Annotated in this window: 17 protein-coding genes, 1 pseudogene and 1 riboswitch; of the genes and pseudogenes, 17 read left to right on the forward strand and 1 reads right to left on the reverse strand. The window is 35.2% G+C overall.

The features are described from left to right. Window positions 1-57: 57 nt before the first annotated feature. The 17 genes and pseudogenes from DZB84_RS14275 to DZB84_RS14360 all read left to right on the forward strand — a co-directional run bounded on the left by DZB84_RS14275 (window position 58) and on the right by DZB84_RS14360 (window position 21,653). The gene (locus DZB84_RS14275; protein WP_116352942.1) at window positions 58-1,056 is read left to right on the forward strand and encodes a VOC family protein; all 999 of its coding nucleotides are present in this window, start codon (window positions 58-60) and stop codon (window positions 1,054-1,056) included. A gap of 42 nt (window positions 1,057-1,098) precedes the next feature. Then, window positions 1,099-2,115, forward strand: coding sequence for an amidohydrolase family protein (locus DZB84_RS14280; protein ID WP_116352943.1), 1,017 nt, complete (start codon window positions 1,099-1,101; stop codon window positions 2,113-2,115). 295 nt (window positions 2,116-2,410) lie between these two features. Beyond that, window positions 2,411-2,545 (forward strand): annotated as a pseudogene (locus DZB84_RS14285) (DUF72 domain-containing protein); the annotation flags it as partial. Between the two features lie 322 nt (window positions 2,546-2,867). Beyond that, window positions 2,868-4,166: a hypothetical protein gene (locus DZB84_RS14290; RefSeq protein WP_116352944.1), complete on the forward strand. Its 1,299-nt coding sequence runs from the start codon at window positions 2,868-2,870 to the stop codon at window positions 4,164-4,166. Next, window positions 4,163-6,931: a hypothetical protein gene (locus tag DZB84_RS14295; RefSeq protein ID WP_116352945.1), complete on the forward strand. Its 2,769-nt coding sequence runs from the start codon at window positions 4,163-4,165 to the stop codon at window positions 6,929-6,931. Before DZB84_RS14290 ends, DZB84_RS14295 begins: the two co-directional genes overlap by 4 nt. A gap of 12 nt (window positions 6,932-6,943) precedes the next feature. Continuing rightward, the gene (locus tag DZB84_RS14300) at window positions 6,944-8,689 is read left to right on the forward strand and encodes a site-specific integrase (RefSeq protein ID WP_116352946.1); all 1,746 of its coding nucleotides are present in this window, start codon (window positions 6,944-6,946) and stop codon (window positions 8,687-8,689) included. Continuing rightward, on the forward strand, window positions 8,682-9,440 hold the full coding sequence (locus tag DZB84_RS14305; protein ID WP_116352947.1) for a hypothetical protein: 759 nt from the start codon (window positions 8,682-8,684) through the stop codon (window positions 9,438-9,440). The genes DZB84_RS14300 and DZB84_RS14305 overlap by 8 nt, the downstream gene beginning before the upstream one ends. An 853-nt stretch (window positions 9,441-10,293) precedes the next feature. Then, complete coding sequence (locus tag DZB84_RS14315; RefSeq protein WP_116352949.1) at window positions 10,294-10,680, forward strand: hypothetical protein; 387 nt, start codon at window positions 10,294-10,296, stop codon at window positions 10,678-10,680. A 254-nt stretch (window positions 10,681-10,934) separates the two neighbouring features. Next, window positions 10,935-11,600 carry an ABC transporter ATP-binding protein gene (locus DZB84_RS14320; protein ID WP_116352950.1) on the forward strand — a complete coding sequence of 222 codons (666 nt, stop codon included), beginning with the start codon at window positions 10,935-10,937 and terminating at the stop codon, window positions 11,598-11,600. 7 nt (window positions 11,601-11,607) lie between these two features. Further along, a complete protein-coding gene (locus DZB84_RS14325) occupies window positions 11,608-14,040 on the forward strand; it encodes a hypothetical protein (RefSeq protein WP_116352951.1) in 2,433 nt (810 codons plus the stop codon). 201 nt (window positions 14,041-14,241) lie between these two features. Beyond that, window positions 14,242-15,018 carry a DUF72 domain-containing protein gene (locus tag DZB84_RS14330; RefSeq protein ID WP_116352952.1) on the forward strand — a complete coding sequence of 259 codons (777 nt, stop codon included), beginning with the start codon at window positions 14,242-14,244 and terminating at the stop codon, window positions 15,016-15,018. A gap of 33 nt (window positions 15,019-15,051) precedes the next feature. Further along, on the forward strand, window positions 15,052-16,455 hold the full coding sequence (locus tag DZB84_RS14335; RefSeq protein ID WP_116352953.1) for a bifunctional metallophosphatase/5'-nucleotidase: 1,404 nt from the start codon (window positions 15,052-15,054) through the stop codon (window positions 16,453-16,455). A 110-nt stretch (window positions 16,456-16,565) separates the two neighbouring features. Continuing rightward, window positions 16,566-16,868, forward strand: a complete 303-nt coding sequence (locus tag DZB84_RS14340; RefSeq protein ID WP_116352954.1) for a YunC family protein — start codon at window positions 16,566-16,568, stop codon at window positions 16,866-16,868. A 126-nt stretch (window positions 16,869-16,994) separates the two neighbouring features. Continuing rightward, window positions 16,995-17,753 (forward strand): sporulation protein YunB, encoded by a 759-nt coding sequence (gene yunB / locus DZB84_RS14345; protein ID WP_116352955.1) that lies wholly within the window; start codon window positions 16,995-16,997, stop codon window positions 17,751-17,753. Between the two features lie 92 nt (window positions 17,754-17,845). Further along, window positions 17,846-18,029, forward strand: a riboswitch (Lysine riboswitch). A 136-nt stretch (window positions 18,030-18,165) separates the two neighbouring features. After that, the gene (locus DZB84_RS14350; protein ID WP_116352956.1) at window positions 18,166-19,749 is read left to right on the forward strand and encodes a Na+/H+ antiporter NhaC family protein; all 1,584 of its coding nucleotides are present in this window, start codon (window positions 18,166-18,168) and stop codon (window positions 19,747-19,749) included. A 249-nt stretch (window positions 19,750-19,998) separates the two neighbouring features. After that, window positions 19,999-21,540, forward strand: a complete 1,542-nt coding sequence (locus DZB84_RS14355) for a sodium-dependent transporter (protein ID WP_116352957.1) — start codon at window positions 19,999-20,001, stop codon at window positions 21,538-21,540. Beyond that, entirely contained in the window at window positions 21,537-21,653 is a 117-nt protein-coding gene (locus DZB84_RS14360; RefSeq protein ID WP_116352958.1) for a MetS family NSS transporter small subunit, read from the forward strand. The genes DZB84_RS14355 and DZB84_RS14360 overlap by 4 nt, the downstream gene beginning before the upstream one ends. A gap of 181 nt (window positions 21,654-21,834) precedes the next feature. On the opposite strand, the gene DZB84_RS14365 is transcribed toward DZB84_RS14360, so the two are convergent. Beyond that, window positions 21,835-22,770: a M23 family metallopeptidase gene (locus DZB84_RS14365; RefSeq protein WP_116353041.1), complete on the reverse strand. Its 936-nt coding sequence runs from the start codon at window positions 22,768-22,770 to the stop codon at window positions 21,835-21,837. Window positions 22,771-22,874 lie beyond the last annotated feature (104 nt).

Consider the following 22,874-nt stretch of genomic DNA (forward strand, 5'->3'; position numbering starts at 1 on the left):
CATTTCCATTTTGATAATTTATCCAAAATCTAAAAGAAAAATGGGAGGTATAAAATTATGACTTTATCAAATGCAAAACAAAAAGAGGTAGAACTTACTGAACTCGATTTGAAATTATCGAATGTTGCACACATTGGTCATGCATCGATCAATGTGACTAACCTTGAAAGATCTACATGGTTTTTCACTGAGGTTCTCGGGCTGCATGTATCCGCAGAAGAAAAAGACAAGGTTTATCTTCGAGCATGGCAAGACTGGGATCATCACACATTGGTTCTTAATAAGTCTGAAAAATCAGGGTTGGATCACTTTGGTTGGCGAGTTAACTCAGAAAAGTCGCTTTATGCATTCGAAAAATCGTTAAAAGAATCAGGTACAGACTACGAGTGGATTGAAGGTGGAACAGAACTAGGACAGGGGGATGCTATCAAATTCTACAGCCCAGCTGGTATTCCTGTTGAGCTATACTGGGAAATGGAAAAGTACTCTAACCCACTAACAGCTTCTAAATTGCCAAGTCACCCAATGAAATACACTGGAAAAGGTGCAGCGCCTCGCCGCTTTGACCATGTGAATGTAATGGTGAATGATGTTGCAAATGAACAGGAATGGTGGACAAATTTCCTAGGAATCCATCATCGTTACTATATCCAAAATGAAGTCGATGTTCGCCTAGGCTCATGGTTAAGCAAAACAAATATTGCACATGAAATTGCACTCATGCGTAACAGTAATCAAACAGGTGCACTTCTTCATCACGTAGCTTATTTCTTGGATTCCCCAGATGAATTGCTGCGTGCACTGAATATCATGGCTGAAAATGACATCAAAATCGAGTGGGGACCTGGAAAGCACGGTACAAGTGGAGCACAATTCCTTTATGCCTTTGAACCTTCTGGGAATCGAGTGGAACTGTGGACAGGTGGAATGCTTATTTTTGCACCAGACTGGGAGCCGATTGAATGGCAATCAGGAACGGGGCAGTTTGGACTTGATATGTGGGGAAGCACACCACCGAAAAGCTATTTAACTTATGGTACGGAAATTAAGAAATAGAAAGATTATTTGTTTAATTTTAAGAAAGGAGGTTTTGTAGCTTTGAAAAAAAAATTACGAGTTGATTTTCATACCCACATCATTTCGGAAGATTTCCCTGACATGGCAGCAAAATATGCAGATGAACGGTTTCCGGTTTTACACAATAGCTGCAGCTGTGGTGCTGAAATTAAGATACAGGGTAAAACGTTTAGAAAGATAACCGACCAGACATGGGATCCTGAAAAACGGATTGAAGACATGGATAAGGAAGGTGTGGATATTCAGGTACTGTCACCGATTCCTGTTACCTTCGCCTACTGGTCAGATTCACAAGCCGGATTAGAGCTTGCCCAGTCACAAAATGATTTCATCGCTTCAGTGGTAAAGAAATACCCGGATCGATTTATTGGAATGGGGACAGTCCCACTACAAGATGTACAACAGGCGATAGCCGAGATGGAGAGGGCTATTAATGAACTAGGACTGAAAGGAATTCAGATAGGATCGAATGTCAACGGACAGAATCTAGATGACAATTCCCTGTATCCTTTTTTTGAAGCAGCAGCAGAATTGAATGTTCCACTTTTTGTCCACCCATGGGCAACGCTAGGGAAAGAAAGGCTGCAACGTTTCAATTCCATGTATACAGTAGGAATGCCATCAGAGACAGCTCTAGCGGCAGGAAGCATTATTATGAGTGGGATGTTAGATAAGCTTCCAAATCTTAAAATTTGCTTTGCGCATGGTGGGGGCTCCCTTCCTTATATCCTTCCAAGAATGGATAAAGGCTGGGAAGTCTGGCCGAATACCCGGAATACAGAAAAGCCTCCGAGCTTTTACGCGAAAAAACTGTATTATGATTCACTCGTTTACGATTCGGATAATTTGAAACTTATGATTGATCGATTTGGGACAAAGCAAATTATTGCAGGATCTGATTATCCATTCCTACTACGTGAAAAGCCGGTTGGAAAGGTTATTGACAGCCTTGAGGATATTTCAGAAGCGGATGCAAAATTAATGCTTGGACAAAACGCATTGGATTTTCTTGGATTAAACGAATTGGTAAAAAATTGATTGTAAAACGTGGGGAAGATCATGTACTAGCAGGACTTGTGCTGTTAATAGTAAGCGGAAATGCTATTGATTTAACACAACGCTAGTTTTTCTTACATGAAATCTAAGGTTTTTATATAATGAAAGTATTAGCCTGATATGCACCATGCGGACGAAACCGTATGGTGCATTTTATATTTTGGTAGAGTTGCTCATGGTCCCCAAAAGCGATCTGAGATGTATTAACAAACTTCCTCTAAGTGTTAAAATATATGATATAGTTGCTGATTATAAAAAGAATAATGGAGGTGAACCCATGATCTACATTGGTGTAACTGGATGGGGAGACCATGATAGCCTATATGCTACAGGGACCTCGCCAAGGGATAAACTAAAGGAATATGCTGGTCATTTTCCGATCGTCGAGGTGGATGCGTCCTTCTACGCGTTGTACATCTTATTATGGGGAAAAACCAAATTAAACAGATTTATATAAAACAAGCCCTTATATATTAGTGTATATAAGGGTTTTACTTTTATCCCACATTATAATAAGATGGGATTTAAATTCAATTCTGAATTACATAAATTTATTAAGATATATTAATTGTCTATAGGAGGACAAAGCCTCGTAGCGAGGATAGCGTATCCGCAGAACGAAGTTCGAGGACCTTTAACTTAAATACACACATAATATTAATATAAATTTGTAGGAGAAATACTAGTGTCGCATAGTGGTAAGGAATATGAATCGTGAGGAGTGTTAACTTGTAATGAGATTAGAGAATTACAGATGGTTTGCAACAGAAACAAAAATAGAGCATTTACTTAATAACAACCAGTTAGAAGAAAAAACAGTAGTTACTATAGGGGTAAAAGATAAGAACACAGGTCTCCCAGTTCCTCATCCTATTACACATTTTATTAGACAAAAGTATCAATATCAAGGAAAGTCTTTAAGTACTCAAATGAATCCAGCTAGAGAAATAGTGAAATTTTTAAACTTTTTAAACGAGCAAATAATTCTTGGGATACCGGAGTTTCAAATAATATCTGAAAAGGGTTTTAGAGGATTACAACTTATTCATGGAGCACGATACATTACTTACTGTGCCGAAAAAAAACTATCATATAAATATGTTAAACATTCTATTGAAAGATACCTCATAAGGTTTTATGAATACTTAGCTGACATGAAATTACTTGATGAAGAAATAGAATTTGATACATATGTAAATAGACAGGGAGATGAAGTAATTATTACTCCTTTTGACCATGTAAGTTTGAATACACAATACCCAACTACCGATGATCCAGTTAGGAACAAACTAAAAGACTTTGGGGACAATCCTGTAAAAAGAAACAAGTTAGTTTACGAGTTTATTGAAGAAGCACGAAGGGTATCCCCTGACATCGCTTTTGGCATCGCTCTTGGATTTTTTGCGGGATTACGCAGGGGTGAGATTGTGAATCAAACTAAGGCAACTATCCCGACAGACTTTTTAGATGGTTCAAATTATATTGCTGTCTTAGACAACCAATACCGTTTATTTAAACATCTAAAGAATACTACAAAGGAACAAGTGAAAAGACCACGTCTGCAACCTGTATTGCCAAGTGCTTACTTAAGAGAATTATACGATGCCCATATGATAATGAATGCTAAAGTTAGGCAAGATAATCCTTATGCTTTCTTTGTTGATGAAAAAGGTAGAACTATTTCTGGTGGGTCATATGAAAAGAAATTTGCAAAAGTTAAATATGCTTATATTTATAAATTAGCAAACACTTCTGGTAGATATTCAGATTTTAGAATGCTTGATGAAGCTATTTGGGGAACTCATATTGGGCGAGGGGTTTTTACTAACTATTTATACAGTATGGGGCTAGATGACAGACAAATGGCTATTGCTCGAGGAGATAAAAGTACCTTATCAGCAAAAGAATATATCGACTATAGGAACTCGTTATCTAATTTCCAAGAGGCAATGAATGCTTTCTCGAATACTGAGACCTTGGATATGGGGAATGTTTTGGGTAACAAATGGAATTGGGAGGTTTTTACGAAGTGACATTAATGATAAAAATCGGCTCAGCTTATAAATATTTGAGAGAGAACGGGAACCTTCCTGATCAAGAACTTGACTTAACAGTTGTAGCAGCAAGATATAAAATTAAAAGATTGATTAAACTTGGTTTGGTAATTGGGGATGCAAACCAAGTTGACATTAAATCGTTAAAAGATTATCTAGAATACGAATCCAATATCTTCGAAAATTATATTTCTATTAGAGAGTTTGTGAGTTTACTAGGGATCAAAACTACCAAGGATTCAATAAGGCAAGTGAAAAGGAAATTGAATAAGTTGGAAAGAAACTCACCTTTTGAATGTATATGTATGGAATACGCTAATCAATATCAAACCTTTTTCATAGGTAAATTATCAGTAGTGAAATTCTTCAAAAATTATACACCATTAGAAAAATTAAAGAGTAGGTATGATTATACTTACCAAGGATGGTACGATAATTTTAGAAAATTAGGCATCAATCCCCTCTCTTTAGGATATGACAAAAGCTTTATAACAAATCTTGAATATGAACTATTAGTGAACTTCCTTGAGTCAACAAAAATATTTATTAACAACAACAACAACAATAAGATAACTTCACATGATGCGAGTGCTAATGGAAAATCACAATCCGGTAATTCTAAATTAGGAAAGCATCTTTCTGAATATTATACTCTCGATGAGAGTAAACAAATTTTATCTGTTAAACGTGTAATTCATTTCAGCAAGATTATAAAAGATTACAAACTCCAATCTTTTATGACAAAAGATGGTCGGAAATACTTTAAAAAAGAAGATATAGATAAATTAAAACACCTTCAAACAGATTTGAGAGAAAAATATATATCACTCTCTGATGCAAGAGAACAAGCTAATTCAGAAGGTATTAACTTTTACTCAGATTATATTAAAAGTGAACAAGTGGATAGTTTGGTTCGTCCTTTTTTTAAAGGGAGGAGTAGGATGTATTTGAAAGAAACTTTCAATAACTGGTTAGAAGAAAGAAGAACTAGTATTGAGTTTTTTTCTGTATCAATGGAATCAGATTTTCAAACGTTTCTACATCGGTTGAAAATTAAAGAGATAGACATAAATAAATTAGGCCCATTTACAACTGAAACATGGTTTCAATATATTTCAAGTAAGCTTAGAAAGTCTAAAGCAAATCCGCAAACAAAGGATATAGACATTAATCAATATGTTTATTGTACTGAAACGTTGATTACTCTGGTAAGTTCAACAAAAAAACAAGAAATATATTCACTAAAAGCAAATGATATAAATCTTTTATTCAATAAAATTCCAAAAAGATATCGTATAATAATATATTTATATTTAAAAGCAGTGCATGGTCAATTGGATCTTAAGAAAGTAAAAGCTTATGATTTTAATAGGATTAATGACCCCCACAAGTTTGATACTAAACATCGGGATAAATCAATATACGAATACGAAGTGTACAAAAAGATTTATAACTACTCAAAAGATATACCTCTCCATAAAGACAGATCTATAAAAGATGTATTGAAAGAAATTACTACAGTAGGTAAGAGAAGTAGTTCAAAATATTATGCAACAAGTTGGTTATATGTTCTTTTGCATTTAAATAATGCTTGGAGGCATTCAGATGTTATTACATTCCCACAAGTGAATTTAAGTGGAACGCAAATTACCGATTTGAAATGGATGCTGAAAAATGAGTTGAGTGATGAAGATGCAGATTACATTATTAAACAAGTATACAGAGCTGAATTTATTATTTCCAAAACCCAGGTTAAAAATTATTTCTTCTGTTCTGAGGAACTAAAAAAACCCTTTGCTACAGCAATTGCAATTTGCCAATTAAGAATTAACGCACTTTATCCCTTACGTGAATCAATAATCGATTTTGGTAATAAGAATCAAAGGTTTTCTAATTCCCGACGTAGAAATTTTTTTGAATTATATGAGGATAAAGAATTTCATTTTTCTTCAAGGAAGATGAATAGATCATTACTCTCTTATATTTATGTATTGTTGAGTAAGATGAAAAATGGGAACGCAGGATTAAAGACAATCCAGAAAATGAGAGGACACTTAGAGAAAGAAACTACTAATATATATGTGGAAATTCCAGCAGAGGAATTAAATTTTCTCACACGACAATTATTTGCACGAGGTTCGTTTGGCTTTATATACGATACATTTCTGGATGTTTTGCAAGGAATTGAAATCGACAGAGAAAAAAGAACCACCGAAATTCAGTTCTTAGACAATTACTTTGGAGGAGTCGATAAAATCGAAGAGATTTCTAATTTCTTAAATGTCATACAAAGTGATAGAAAAGCAATCTTAGACCGTATTCTTTCAATGGGATTAGATGAAGCATTAGATTTTGTTAATAAGATTGGAACAAATCAATTACCCAGTAAGCGAGATAATGTCCAATGTTTGGTTGCAGAAAGTGCTTGCGTGAAGAAAGGTCAAGGTGTTGATTGTTTCGATTGTGCATACTCCATACCAAATTACTATGCCCTCTCAGCTCTTGGAGTAAGTCTACAAGATAGATTGGACAGTTTTGTAGAATCTCAAAAAAGTGAAGCGAATATTACATACTACGAACAAAGAAAACGGGCGAGGTTATTTTATATACAATTAGAAATGTTTGCCCAAGCAATTCAGAGGTTCGGAATGGATGTATATGAGTTTATTACAGATTCTCGTGAAGAATTTAAAGCTAAACAAACTAAGATAGATTCGTTGGAAGAACGATATCAGTTAACTTAGGAGGTGGATAATATGTATTTAGACCATTTGGAAGAGTTAATAGAATTGGATGAATTGTCAGGAGAAACATTTTCTATTGAAAATAGTATTAAAAAATCAAAAGAAATCCTTGAATTTCTAAAAGATGAGGAAGAAATCTTTCATGGGGAATTTGACGAAGATATATGGACTTTTGAGGTGCATTCTGCAAAAGGAACCACAACTATTTTTGATTTCTCTATGGTCAAAAATGCTACTATTTTTCGTGGCGATGGGGATTTTTCTTATGTTATTTTGGTTAAATGTTGGGTTGCCGAACTTTTGAGCGAGTTTTATCCTCAATCAGTAAGGGGGAAATTCGGATTGTTAATCAGGATACTTGAACAGACCCACTTTTTTAGTCCTAATAAATTAATGGGTTTTATAGAATCCTTACGAAATTATACACCGACAATTATAAATTACATGGAAAGTAATGAATTAAATAAGGGCACTGATCTCGGGGATGAACTCAATAAGGATAAGAAAGGGCTAACAACAGTTTACAATATAATACTCACTTCTTTAAACTTTTTGACATTTTCTGAATTGAATTCCTTTCACACTTATCACAAACCTCTGATAGACATGAAGAAAGGTTTACAGATTGAACCTATTATTAGGCGATTACCCAAAGGAAAAGATGTTATAAAATTAGATTATTGTATTAAGCAATATTTTGAAAATGGATTGTTTTCACCTGACAGATTATTTTTCGCACCAATTTTACTATGGTGGAGGATAACAAATGTAATACCAATACGTATAAGTGAGTTTTGTACGATTAGAAGAGAATGTATTTCTGAAATTGATGGAAGATATTATATTACTTTGCCACGCAAGAAAAAACCTGCTTCTCACCGTAGAGTTCAAGTGGTTGATACATTGGAAATCACTAAAGATATATTTGATTTAATTGATGGTTATATCAAGCTAACTATTCCATATGGGGAAAGCAATACTTTGATTTCTTATAGAACAGTTTTAACATTGGAAGAAAAAAATGCTCCTAGGAAAAAGAGGAATATGGACTATTTTAATAGTGCAATCTTTGCGCGCTTAATAAAAAGATTTTACAGAGATATCGTTTATGGAATTTACAATGAATCTATTGAAAGAGAAGTAAGACCTAACGATACTAGACATTTTGCGTTTTGTTCCCTATTGATGCAAGGAATATCCCCCATTGAAATAGCTAGATTAGGTGGACATTCAACAATTGAGGCTCAGTATCATTATTCGAACCATACGGAATATTTTATAGATATCGAGGTTAAAAAACTGATTGATGGTTTCAAAAGAAAGGATGGAGAGCTAAGAGGAACCACTTTTGAAGGTAACGAAATTACATTAGAGGATATAGAAAGAAGAAGTATACAGTTTCCCACTAAAGATAATAAAACGAGATTAGCAATGGAAATTGGTTTTTGCATTGATGAATTACAAAGGTGTGAAAGTGAAGAGTGCATGTTATGTAAGCATTGGTGGATTCATCCTGAAGAATTACTTGAAGTAAAGCCGTTATTTGAAAAGAAAATCCTTGAAAGAAAACAAAAAATAATTGAAATGGGAAACTTTTTAAAAAACCTAAATGAAAGTCTCACCACAGAAATGATAAAACAAAACGAAGTACATCCCAATATTTTTACTAAAATGAAGACTGATGCTGCAAATATTCAGGAACATTTAGAAGAGATAGCTCGTCTTACATTATTAAAGGGAGATGATGACGATGAGTGATGGAAAAAAAGGAAGAGGTAGACCCTCAACAAAATTTGAAGAGGAAGAATTATATGCAATCATAAGTCATTATAGAGAAAATGTTAAGTCACAAGGAGATATTAAGTATTTACAGTTATATAAATACCATTTAGAGCTACATAATGAACGCCCGGACATTTGTAGCAGAACTTATTCGGAAGATTTTTGGAGAAAAAAAGATCAGCCTGGACGTAAGGCTATTGATACTGCCAACGAAATTAGAACGGTAACTCTTGTGGACGGAAATGAAAATAAAAAAGACATTCCAAATGTGGTTGATGTAGCTTATAAATACGCGAATAATCCAGAGAGGTTAATTAAACATTTACTACCTCTTGAAAATGAAGTAAGAAGAAGTATACAAAAAGAGAGAGAATTAATGCAGAAAAATGAATCTTTGAAACAACAAATAAAGCAAGAAAAAGAAGGTAATAGTGAGTTAAGAAAACGAGTTAAACATTTGAAAGAATGCGTTTTTAAATTGTTTCATTACAGTGATAAGGATGGAACTCCACTAAAGAACTTACTTGATATGAACAATGCAAATAAACGTATTAATAGGGCTTTAGAAGAGGCATTTAGGAATCCACAGGATTTTTATACAGAACTTGAAGTTTTCCGGCAACAATCAACAAATGAAGTAACTAAAAAGGAGAATGTTGTGTCGCTAACTGATGGGAGAAATAAACAAAAGAAAACTTTAGCAGATGATTTTAAGGGAAGGTTTTAGAATATGTATGAAATAAAAAATTTCAGTACTGTTTTCTGGAATATCCAATAGAATTATGTGAAAATATTGATTTATAAAGTGTAAGAAAAATAAAACATAAACACAAGCAGCTTTAAAGATTATTATGAAGGATATTATTTTACGACATTTCTAATAAATTAAAGAAGAACCGATGAAAACTTTTCTTGAGGGTCTGAAGTACCCTAGTCTAGTAGTAGGGCCGAATTGCTGAGTTAGTTCCTTTGTACTAAACGATTAGATTCGGAACAAAATAAAATCCACCCAGGAGATCAATGTTTGGATCTACCGAGTGGATCTTACAATAACTCTACTTATAGAGCCACTGCTCTTCTTGCTATAAATTTTATCACAATTGAAAATAGGTTGCAATTATTATGTCGAAGTCTAGATTTAGTACCTACCCTTAAAAGTAAAAATGGTCGATTTTCTAAATGGGTCTTCCAAATCGAGGGATTAATTACATTTAGTAAGTTCGGATAGCTAAAGCAAGACGATTTCCCACAACAATGATTATCAAAGCATATAAACGATAATAGAGGATTTGAATAAAAAATGATAAAAGCAGCCGATTTTGATTTGGATGGAACTCTGTTAGACTTTCAAAAGTTGAATTGCTAGGAGCAATTAAACCATTTGGACGAATATAATTTTGTTCTATCTTTACAAATTTTTCTGATTTTCTCTATAAAATTACCAAATTCTCAAAATTTTATTATATTTTGACATATTTTACTTTTATTTCCTAGTAAAATATTGTATATTGAAATTAGGCGGGGGTATCTGTTCTGTTTTTTCAAATTTTCATATCTTTTAAGGAAGGGAGTATGTTTAAATGAAATTACTAAAAAAACTTTCAGCGGGAGTATTGGTTGCAGGATTAGCATTTACTTTTTTTGCATCCAATACCTCAGCAGCGTATTTACCAGTTGAGGGTGGTATGACTCCACAACACCATTCAGTTAAAGCTATATCACTTACTAATTTTAAGAAAAAACTCACTTGGTATGACTCAGATTCAACACGTTATTATGTAACGTATAGAGACGGTAATGGGGAATACGATTTTAGAGGTCAAGCCTTTACTAGTTATTCAACTTATACTCTTGGATCCAACTATAACCTAGGGACTAGAACAACACTTACTTGGACTGATTCCTTTACAGTTAGTGGACTTTACAATACATTTTCTATGAACGGAAGTATAAAATTAACAAGATAAATCATTAATAATTTTTATTGGAATGTCTGAAATGAACTATTTATTGTAAAAATAAAATGCAAATAGCAAGTGTGTTTGGAGACCCTAACGGGAGAACCAACTAGGGCCGAAACCCTGCAAATCTATTCCAGAGGAGGCCCGGTGGATGAACCGTGGAAGGCAACCAAGCACCTGCTATTTGTCATTTTTTTATTGAGAAGTTGACTTTTTATATTATATGATATTAATAGTAAATTATTCATAGGAGGCAATACATGCTGGCAATAAAAAACTTGTCAAAGCAATACAGAATTGGTGAAGGTCTAAATAATATACTAGTAAATATAAATCTAGAAATTCAAAAGGAATCATGGTGTAGTATCATTGGTCCTTCCGGTTCAGGAAAATCAACATTTCTAAATTGTATTTCAGGTATAATTAGAGCAGACCAAGGTGAAGTTCTAATAGACGAAATCCAACTTAATAAACTTAGTGAAAAGGAATTAAGCAACTTTCGTCGAAAAAATATCGGTTTTGTTTTTCAAGACTTTAAACTTCTTCCCCATTACTCAGTAATTGATAATGTAATGCTTCCACTTCTATACGATCAAGACAAAATCATGTTAAGAAAAAAAGCTAAACAGTTACTTTTAGATGTAGGAATAAAAGAAGAATTATTTGACCGCCTTCCTTCCAGTTTATCTGGTGGTGAAAGACAAAGGGTGGCTATTGCCAGGGCCTTAATTGCTGACCCAAAACTTCTATTATGTGATGAACCGACCGGAAATCTAGACATTGAAAATCGTGATCAAATCACAGAATTATTTTCAATGTTAAAAAAACAAGGGATTACCATTATCGTCGTTACCCATGATTTGGAAGTGGCTAAAAAAGGTGATCAAGTATATGAACTAAAAGCCGGAATTTTAAGGGAGAAGTGATTTTTCAATGATGGGATTTGCTTGGAAAAGGTTATGGAATAGAAAACTCAATTCCATATTTATCTTTTTAGCCATGCTTTGTATGTTTACCTTTGTACCGCTAGGAATAAATTTCACCCAAGAATCTACCGTTACTCTCAATGAAACAATTGAACAGTATGGTCGTGGATCCTATGATATCCTTGTTCGTCCCAAGGACTCCCGGACGTATATTGAAAAATCAGTTGGTATTGTAGAGGAAAACTATATTGGTGATGGTTCTGGCGGAATATCGTTGAAACAATGGGAGGAAATTAAAAATCGAAACGATATTGAGGTAGCAGCTCCCGTAGCTTCAATTGGATATTTTTCAGGAAACCGTACATCGATTGAACTTCCTCTTCTCGAATATCCAGCCAGAATAACTTGGCAGTTTTACACATCTGATGGTTTAAATAAGTACCCATTAACCGATCAAGAAAATCTTACTTATTTTGAGGGTGAACCTTTAAATTATAGGGAGTTAATTTCAACTAGTCCGAATATGACAGGATTTATGGGTATTAAAATGCCTTTAAACTATTACTTATTAACAGGGATAGACCCAGAAAGTGAAGGGAAATTAACGGGGATTGATTTTTCAAATATATATATAGAATTAGATAAGAATAGTAGCGACCAAATGATTGTAGAAGATTTATTAAAACTTAAAGGAGATGCTGAGTTAGTCCCCGTCTTGAAAAGAAATGACCTACATATACCGCTCAATCTTGAATTAAAAGTGGACAGGCTTAATCTAACTCATAGTTTAGAAGAATTTAAGCAAATGTATGGAATACCTGTTGAGGAGCCTATTTTCATTATCGAGCCGGACAAAATATTTGAGCTGGAAGAACAGCTAAATCAAGAACCAATTATAGATAGTCAAACAGTTTTAATCGATTTGAGCTCCTACCAAAGCCCATTTGATGGAACCTTTGTGCAAATTACTAAAGATTATCAAGTGGAAAAAGGAAAAGATGGAGAAGGTCATCTATTTAATGACACTGCTTTATTTTACACAGCTTCGAAGATTAATTATCAGTTGGATCAAAATCAAATCACTGTAAAAAAAGTGAAAGATGGGCAACCTCCTTTATATAAAGATGTTTACCAAAAAGGAGAAAGCTACTTACAGAATCCAGACCTAAAGGCACCATTTATGCTTTGGCAGATGGGAACGTATACTCCGGTATCAAACGAAACGAACTTGGCATCTAGTCCACTTGGAATTTATTCAACCGAAGAAGTACATACACAAGACGGTACAAAAATTACCCCTACTACCGTCCCGGGAAGTTTCATCGCTACTCCGGCCGCTGGTGTTACGACATTAGAAGCTGCACAATTAATAAAAGGGGACAAACCAATTGATGCGATTCGAATTCGTGTAGCGGGAATTGATTCTTATAACAAGGAAGCCCAAGAAAAAATTGAGAATGTTGCGACCGATTTATTCAAACAAGGGTTTGAAGTAGATATTGTAGCGGGATCATCATTTAAAAAACTTAACATGGACGTCGAGGGTTATGGTTTAGTTACTAGCCCCTGGACCACATTAGGAATAGCGCAGTCCTTACAAGCGGGATGGAATAAAATGACGTTAATAACTACAATATTATTCACACTTTTTGGCCTTATTTGGTTAAGTTCCCGATTGGTATATGAGCGGAATGCGTTGTTTTTAGAGAATGAAATTTTATATAAATTAGGTTGGGACAAATCAAATATTTATATACGCAATTGCACAGAGCAAATCATCATCCTTACCTTTTCGATTTTATGTAGTTTAGTGGTTCTTAGATTAACAGGTATTGGTTTTTCATCGTTCGTCTATTTATTTGAACTGATTCTCTATCTATTTGCTATTGTAATTGTATTCATTATCTTTAGAAAAGACAAAACGAAAAAGAAACGCATCAAAGCTTATAAAAGATTTTCGGCAATCTACCATTATTGGTCATTAATAATTCCAACAGGAATCGTTTTGATTGTTTCAAGTATCGTTATGGTTACTCAAATGGTTAATATTATTGAAACGTTCAGTAAATCGAATGAAACAACATTAGGAGCATTTGCAGCTAATGTTACACTAATCTTTCAAGTTGGAATCCTTATCGCTAGCATTGGATTGACGATGATGAGTATAAGTGATGCCATTCATTCGATACTTCAAGAACGAAAAGATGAATTCCAAATGTATTTTGTCATAGGATGGAATCAAAAAACGATTAGAAGGCATTTTTCAAAAGAGGTTATTCAATGGGGTGGAGTTTCATTGTTATTCGGAGGATTTATCAGCTTAGTCATTATTGTATTAACAAAGATGCCACTCATAACCTTTTTGTATAGTTTTGTAAGCATTAATGTAATCCTATTTATTTTATTTACTATCATTATTCGAAAAAAGATTTCTTTTTAATCTAAAAAACGATACTCATTTTAATAAGGATGAATATTTATATTCTATGAAATCTATTAAGCTCTTTTTTCTTGCGCAGCACAACTAATCCACTTTGTTAGTTGTGCTGCGCAAGTTTTTTTATCATATGACAAAAAAGCTTGTGATTTAAAGTCTACTTTAGAATATTTATCCCAAACAAATTGGGATAAATTATGTACAATTGTAGATAATAAAGTATTTAATGGTTTTATCCCGAAAAATTTAGATGTACAATTCTTTATACAGCCTAAACGGAACATAGAAAAATGGGTAAAAGAGACACCAGATTCCTTTCAATTTATTGTAAAGGCCTATCAGGGAATGACAGGCCATCAGCGTGGTGAAATTCCATTTGAATCAAGAAACGACATGTTTGATGCCTTTCATTTGTCACTTGAACCGTATCAGCAAGCGGACAAGCTCGCTATGGTTTTATTTCAATTTCCACCATGGTATGATTGTAAACGTGAAAATGTGGACTACCTACGGTGGTGTAAGCAACAAATGGGAGATATCCCAGTTGCCCTTGAATTTCGTCATCAATCATGGTTTTCGCCACAACTAAAAGATCAAACCTTATTATTTATGGAACAAGAAGGCTGGATTCATAGTATCTGTGATGAACCACAGGCTGGCTCTGGTTCAATTCCACTGGTCCTTCACCCAACAAATCAACAGAAAACGCTTGTGCGTTTCCATGGTCGTAATGTTCACGGATGGACTAAGCCGAACGAAGGCAATTGGCGTGATGTCAGGTACTTATACAAGTATAATAAGAAAGAGCTAGAAGAATGGGTTGATCACATACAACAACTTAACAAAGAAAGTGAAACCATCTATGTGTTATTTAATAATAACTCAGGTGGAGATGCAGCTGACAATGCCAAACAGTTTATTGATATGCTCGGAATCGAATACCGAGGTCTTGCCCCACGGCAATTAGACTTTTTTAGTTAATACATAACCAGGTTTTTAAAGGAGGTGAGAGGATTGATTGAAACAGTACATATTTATCATACAAACGATCTCCATAGCCATTTTGATCGGTGGCCGAAAATCACAAAATATATAACAGAAATGAGACAGCTTCACCAACAAAACAATGAAGAAATGTTATTAATGGATATCGGAGACCATATCGATCGCTTTCACCCGATTTCAGAGGCTTCCTATGGAAAAACGAATGTTAAGCTTTTAAACCAGCTACAATACGATTATGCAACCATCGGCAACAATGAGGGAATTACAATGTCCTATGAACATCTTGATTCTTTATATGAAAAAGCTGAATTTAAGGTATTGCTTGCAAATCTTTTTGACCAAAACGGAAGACTCCCAAATTGGGCTCGTCCCTATGATATCTACGTCTTACCAAGCGGTTTTAAAATTGGAATGATTGGTTTAACGGTTCATTATATTGGTTTATATAAGCTACTTGGCTGGAATATTAAAGACGCACTTGTAGTTTTAAGGGAAACACTTGATGAACTAAAAGATCAAACAGATATGATTCTGTTATTGTCTCATTTAGGGATTAATGAAGATGAACAAATCGCAAGCCGCTTCCCAGAAGTTGACGTTCTACTTGGTGGGCATACCCATCACCTTTTAGAAAACGGAAAACGAATTAACAATACATTACTATGCTGTGCACAAAAATATGGAAATTACATCGGTCATGTCACACTTAAAATTGATACAGAACAAAAAAAGCTTATTGAAAGTACAGCTAATGTAATCCCAACAAAATCGCTTCCAGACAGCAAAAAAACGAATGAAATCCTTTCAGACTATTTATTGGAAAGTACTCAACTTTTAAAAGATGATGTTATCGCGGTCATTGACGAACCATTACTTAGCAATTGGTTTGCTGAAACGTCATTTTCTAAACTATTAGCCGAAGTGCTCCGTGAATGGTGTGATGGAGATTTATCAATGGTTAATGCGGGCCTATTGCTTGATTCGCTTCCAGTCGGAAAAGTAACAAGAGAAGACCTACATCGAATCTGCCCACATCCAATCAATCCTTGTAAGGTATGGGTAAAAGGTGATGAACTGAAGGAAATCATTTTGCAGGCCAATACAGATGAAATGGAAAACCTTAGAATTAAAGGTCTAGGCTTTCGTGGAAAGGTAATGGGCAAAATGGTGTATGACGGGGTTCAACTCGAAACTAAAAAGCTCTCAGATGGAGTAGACCATATCACGAATATAAAAATTAATGGTGAAGAGATAAATCCTGAAAAAACATATTCCATCGCAACCATTGATATGTTTACATTCGGATTACTTTTTCCAGTCATCAGGGATGCAAAGGAGAAAAAATATTATATGCCAGAATTTTTGAGGGATCTTTTAGCGGAAAAAATAAAATCAATTGGTAAAAAGGTCTAAAGAATCCTAGCCAAAAGAAGTACGTTAAAGATAGGTCTATGACAAGTACCTATTTCTAACACAATTCCTTTCTCTATACATAAATTAGTAAGGAAAGGAGTGTGCTAGGAATGGTCTCAATGACACCAATCATAATTGATAATCATCAATTTACAGCCATTACCGTTAAACTGCCTAAGACAAATTTTATGGCAGTCACAAATGAAAATGGCTACATTATGTGTGGTGCTCTCGACGTTGCACTATTAAATGAAAAACTTAAAGATCGAGGCATTATTGCTGGTAGGGCAGTTGGTGTTCGTACAATCGAGCAATTACTGGATGCCCCCCTTGAATCAATCACATACGAAGCAGAGAAAAGAGGCATTTCAATAGGAATGAAAGGCAAAGACGCCTTATTAAAAATGATCTAAACCAAACACCTGAGAAGGTATTCAATATAAATAAGAAGCAATTACAAACAGAATATTGTCGAAAAAATAATTATCGTACATCCCCCCTTACTTGCATACATATAGCATGTAAGGGGGGATTTTCTTTTGGCAAAATACAGACGTCGCCTACAACCAAGAAGGAAAGGGCCCTTGCCTTTTCGTTACGTCTTTTTAATAACCATTGTCTTTTTTATCTTCTCGACGTTACTCGGATTATTTATTATTAATAAAGCAATTGAGCCTGCGCTCATGGCATATGCTGAAAATGAAACAAAGAAGGTTGCTGCTACTGTTATCAAAAATGCGATAAACCAACAAATAAATGAGGAAGCATTAGTTCAAGAGGAATTAAGTATTGTCCAGACAGATGAAACGGGAAAAGTCATTAGTTACAACACACAGATCGTTAATAAAATGGCGACAGAGACCCTAGGAAACATTGAAAAATACTTAAAGTATGTAAATGAGGGAGACATTCAAAAACTTGAGTACCCTAATTTAGAACTTGAAAAAGATGATGCAACAGGTCAAACAGGATTTGTTTTTAAAGTACCACTAGGAGAAGCATCAAACAATGCTATCTTAGGTAATTTAGGTCCGGAAATTCCAATTCGATTTCATATGGTCGGTTTTGGAGAAACAACGCCACAAGGAAGAATTGATGAGTGGGGAATTAATAATGGATGGTTTCAATACAATGTATTAGCCACTGTGACCATGCAGGTTATTTTACCATTTTCAACAGGCGAGGTTGAAATCGAAACCATTGTTCCTGTGATTAACCAAAATATCTTGCACGATGTACCTGAATTCTATAACAATGGTAGTGATTCTTCACCTTCTATTGAAATTCCAACAGATTAACAAAAAATACTATATTAGAATAATTGATTTATAGAGTGTAATGAATTATACTACTAAAGGAAATTAAAAATGAATAAACCACCTTATCGGATCGATGAGGTAGAGGTGCGGAATTTATGAGTAAACTATGTGAGGATGACAACGAGGATCATAGTTGAAAGGGTTTTTCGCCGAAGCAAAAATAAACTTGTCAATGTTATTTTTGTTGGGGTTGCCTTGAAAAAGGGTAACACTGTCATTATAGAGTCGAATCTATAATGGAGGGCTACTGATCGTGATGGAGGATAACATAACATTACTGGGAGTAATGATAGTTATTTTCTATCATTACTCTCTTTTTATTTGTATAAAATATCTCTATCACCACGTACAAACAGCCCTCTGTGAATTATCAAGTTTGGAGGATCATATTATGTCTGGAACTATTTATTCAATTATCCCACCAATCATTGCTCTTCTTATGGTTGTCTTAACTCGGAAAGTACTACTTTCCCTTGGAGTCGGAATTGTGTCGGCTGCCTTCGTTCTACACGGAAAAATTTTACTAAATGATGGAATCGGTGCGTGGCTGCAAAACATTATTCTCACCATTTGGAATAGCTTTAAAGCGGTCTTTGTTTCAGAAGGTGCACTAAATACATGGAATGTATATATTATCTTATTTTTATTCCTACTAGGAATTATCACGGCCTTCATTTCAATCTCAGGAGGAAGCCGCGCCTTTGGTGAATGGGCTCAAACAAAGGTTAAAACAAGAACAGGTGCACAGCTGTTAGCTGCTGTTTTAGGCATTATTATCTTTATTGATGATTACTTTAATGCGTTGGCTGTTGGACAAGTGAGCAGGCCTATTACAGATCGGAACAAGGTTTCACGTGCAAAACTAGCCTATATTATTGATTCAACATCTGCACCAATATGTGTGGTCTCACCGATTTCAAGCTGGGGTGCTTATATTATTGCAATCATTGCACCAATTCTAGTAACACATGGGATATCTGAAGTTTCACCATTATCAGCTTTTATACAAATCATTCCCATGAATTTATATGTAGTATCAGCGATGTTAATGGTCATTGCGGTTGCAGTATTTAATATTAATATCGGAAGTATGAGGGTTCATGAAAATCGAGCAATGACTACTGGAGAGGTTATGGATCCCCAAAAGCCAGTACTTGGAGAATTAAAACAAGAATTGCCTCAAAGTGAAAAAGGCACTGTAGGAGATTTAGTATGGCCAATCATGGCATTAGTTATTGGTACTGTCGGTTCCTTATTTTGGACAGGCTATAAAGCTTCAGAAGGTCATGTAACGATTTTTTCAATTTTGGAAAACACAGATGTAACTGGATCTCTATTATATGGTGGCTTGTTTGGAATTATCATCACCGTACTATTATTCCTTGTCCAAGTCTATGCAAAAAATGCAGTTAGTATAAGTCTTCTCCCTAAGGGGATCATTGAGGGAATTAAATCAATGCTTCCTGCTGTCTACATTTTATTATTTGCATGGGTGATTGTTGATTTAATTGGGCAGATTGAAACAGGAAAATATTTGGCTGGTCTTGTTGAAAAATCTAATATAAATATTGCCTTTTTACCTGTTATCCTATTTGTTGTAGCAGGTATCATGGCATTTGCTACAGGAACATCTTGGGGAACTTTCGGAATGATGCTCCCAATCGCAGGGGATATCGTAGCCGCGTCAGACCTCAATTTAATGCTTCCTGCTCTTGCTGCAGTATTAGCTGGTTCTGTATTTGGTGATCACTGTTCACCAATTTCGGATACAACCATTCTTTCATCAACAGGTGCAGGCAGTCATCTTATTGATCATGTGATAACGCAACTTCCATACGCCATCATTTCTGCTGTTTTCGCAGCAATTGGTTATGTCGTATTAGGTCTAACTGGCAATACCTTGTTAGGATTGCTTACGACTGTCGTATTATTTGTTATCTTTGTAATTACAATAATAAACATGAAAAAGGCATAAAAATACTATTCGATTTTTACTTAGTGAATGTAAATAATATGTATGAGACAAGGGAAATAGAACCTTTGTCTCTTTTTTATAAAAAATAAATCGAATTTTAAAATAACTTTTGACACGGGAATAAAGACTGGCTATACTAATAGATAGATTATAGACAATAATCTGAATATATTAAAATTTCCAACTTCGGTCTAGTGCTAAAGGGCTACCACGGTAATGGACTAAAGTGGAAAAGGGGAGGTTTGTTTTATGGATAATCGTCCACAATGGGGGACGCGGGCAGGCTTCGTATTAGCCGCTATCGGTTCTGCGATTGGCCTGGGTAATATATGGAGATTTCCATATGTTGCTTATGAAAATGGAGGAGGTGCTTTCTTTCTACCATACTTATTTGCCATTTTAACAGCAGGAATACCAATCCTAATTCTCGAATTTACAATTGGACAAAAATTTAGAGGATCAGCCCCTTTGTCATTTTTCCGTTTAAATAAGAAGATGGAATGGCTCGGTTGGTGGCAAGTATTCATATCCTTTGTCATTGCAACCTATTATGCTGTCATTATCGCATGGGCAATATCCTATACATTCTTCTCTTTTAATAAAGCATGGGGTGAGGATACAGGAGGATTCCTATTCTCTAAATACTTGCATTTAGCGGAAACACCTGGAGATGTCGGTGCTCCAGTTCTTGGAGTTTTTGGACCATTGGTTGTTGTTTGGGCAATTACTCTATTTATTCTATTTAAAGGTGTTAAAAAAGGAATTGAAAAGGCGAATAAAATCTTTATTCCAACATTATTGGTGATCTTTACAATCATCGTAATCCGTGCTGTAACACTAGAAGGAGCAAGTGCAGGTTTAAATGCATTCTTCCAACCTAACTGGGATGCCATCATGGATGGGAAAGTTTGGGTTGCCGCATACGGGCATATTTTCTTTAGTTTATCAATTGGTTTTGCAATTATGATTACTTATGCAAGTTATTTACCTAAGAAGTCCGATGTAGTGAACAACGCATTTATTACTGGTTTTGCAAACTCAGGATTTGAATTATTAGCGGGTATTGGTGTATTTGCAGCTCTAGGTTTCATGGCAGCACAGTCAGGGGTACCTGTAGATAAAGTGGCAACCGCAGGTGTTGGTTTAGCATTTGCAGTTTTCCCACAAATTATTAACCAAATGCCATTTGGGGAGTTTTTCGGAGCTTTATTCTTTTTATCTTTAGTATTTGCCGGATTAACATCCCTTATTTCAATCTGTGAGGTATTCATTGCCGCAGTTCAAGACAAATTTAAAATTAGTCGTAATAAATCTGTGATATACGGTGCTGGTTTAGCATCCCTTATTTCGATCCTGTATTCAACAAATGGGGGCTTATACTTCCTAGATGTTGTTGACTACTTTATCAACCAATTCGGTATTGCAGTCGCAGGATTAGTTGAAGTTATTCTGATTGCATGGGTCTTCAAGCAAATGAATCCATTGCAAGCACATGCGAATGCCGTTTCAGATATGCGTGCTGGCGGATGGTGGAAGTTCTGTCTGGGAATTGTAACACCAGTCGTATTAGGATATATGATGTTTGACTTATTCAAGCAAAATATTCTTCAACAATTCGAAACTGACTCTGGAAACTATGAAGGGTATGTAACTTCATTCATCCTCTTCCCGGGTGTATTTATTGCTGTTGGAGTCATTGTACTCGGAATAATCGTATCGCTCAAAAAATGGAGTCGTGCCACATTAGAGGAGAATTATTCTTCTAGTAGCGACAAGGGGGTAGGACTATGACCGGTGGAGCAATTGCAATGATGATTATTGGAATGGTTATTCTTTGGGGAGGTCTTGCAGCAAGTATCGCATATGCTGGAATAAAGGCGAAACAAGCAAAGCAAGCAGAATAGATTATAAAAAGAGGGTCAAAATAAGAACGGAAAAAAGGCTGTGGTATTATTTGTACCGCAGCCTTTACCTTTTGGTTTAGGAAATTATAAAACTTTTCATTGTGAATAACTTTTATTGGGGGTATCAAGCCCAGCTCCAGTTAGTCGACGTTCAAATTCAAGGCGCTTGCGCTTTTGTACTTCATCTTTTTCTTGCTTTACGTTCTGCTCTTTCCCATGCACGTAAATGCGGGTAGGGGTCAAAAGACCATTCTGTAAAACCATTGTCCTTATACATACCGTAATGTAGATGGGGTGGGAATTTTCCGGCTGTTCCTGGTGGTCCGTATCCAGAGCTACCAACTGAACCGATAATTTGACCTGGCTCTACAACTTGGCCAATTGCAATATCTTTTGCAAATCCGTTTAAGTGTGCAAAGTAGTGATACGTATTATTGACATCTCGAATTCCAATCCGCCACCCGCCGAAGCGGTTCCAACCTTTCATTTCAATCACACCATATGAGGTTGCACGAACCGGTGTACCGTAGCTTGCGAAAATATCCGTACCTTCATGCATTCTTCGACCGCCCCAGCCACGGGCATCTCCCCACGTGTTTTTATAGCTGTGATTATAGCCGAGCGGAACCGGAAAAGCATGCTTATCTAAATCTAAGGTTCCATATGTTGAAAAGATTTTGGCGATTCCCATGATAAGGGAAACAGATTTATCACGCTTGTAATAATTCCATAAGCCAATTTTAAAATTATCAGGGTCTGATCCATAGGCTAAAATTTGCTCTGATATCGTGAAGAGGATATCTTCGTCATTTGTCTGGTCCGCAAATCCATCTCCGTTTCCATCTAAACCAATTCCTCCAAAAAGCTGAATACTGAGTGGGTTCGTATCATTTAAATTTGGATTTAAAGCACCTGCCCAAACTTCAGGTTTAATATAGATACCAATCAAACCTGTTTCCTTCGGTATATCTTTACGGGCACGGCGAATACTTCGTTCATATTGATCAATAGCCGCATAATAATACCAAGGAATCTGGGTTAAAGCTTCCATCTTAGAATAAAGATACATTCGTTCCTGAAAAACGTTTTGATTACCCTCTGCTGCATTTGCAACCATCGGGATTCCCGTGAAAAACAAACAAATAACAACAACTATTCCAAATACTTTTTTCACGCAGACAAATCTCCTTTCTCAAAAATTGCAAGGATATATTATTGTTA

Source organism: Bacillus sp. HNG, from assembly GCF_003400205.1.
In the GTDB taxonomy this organism is placed as follows: domain Bacteria; phylum Bacillota; class Bacilli; order Bacillales; family Bacillaceae_L; genus Ferdinandcohnia.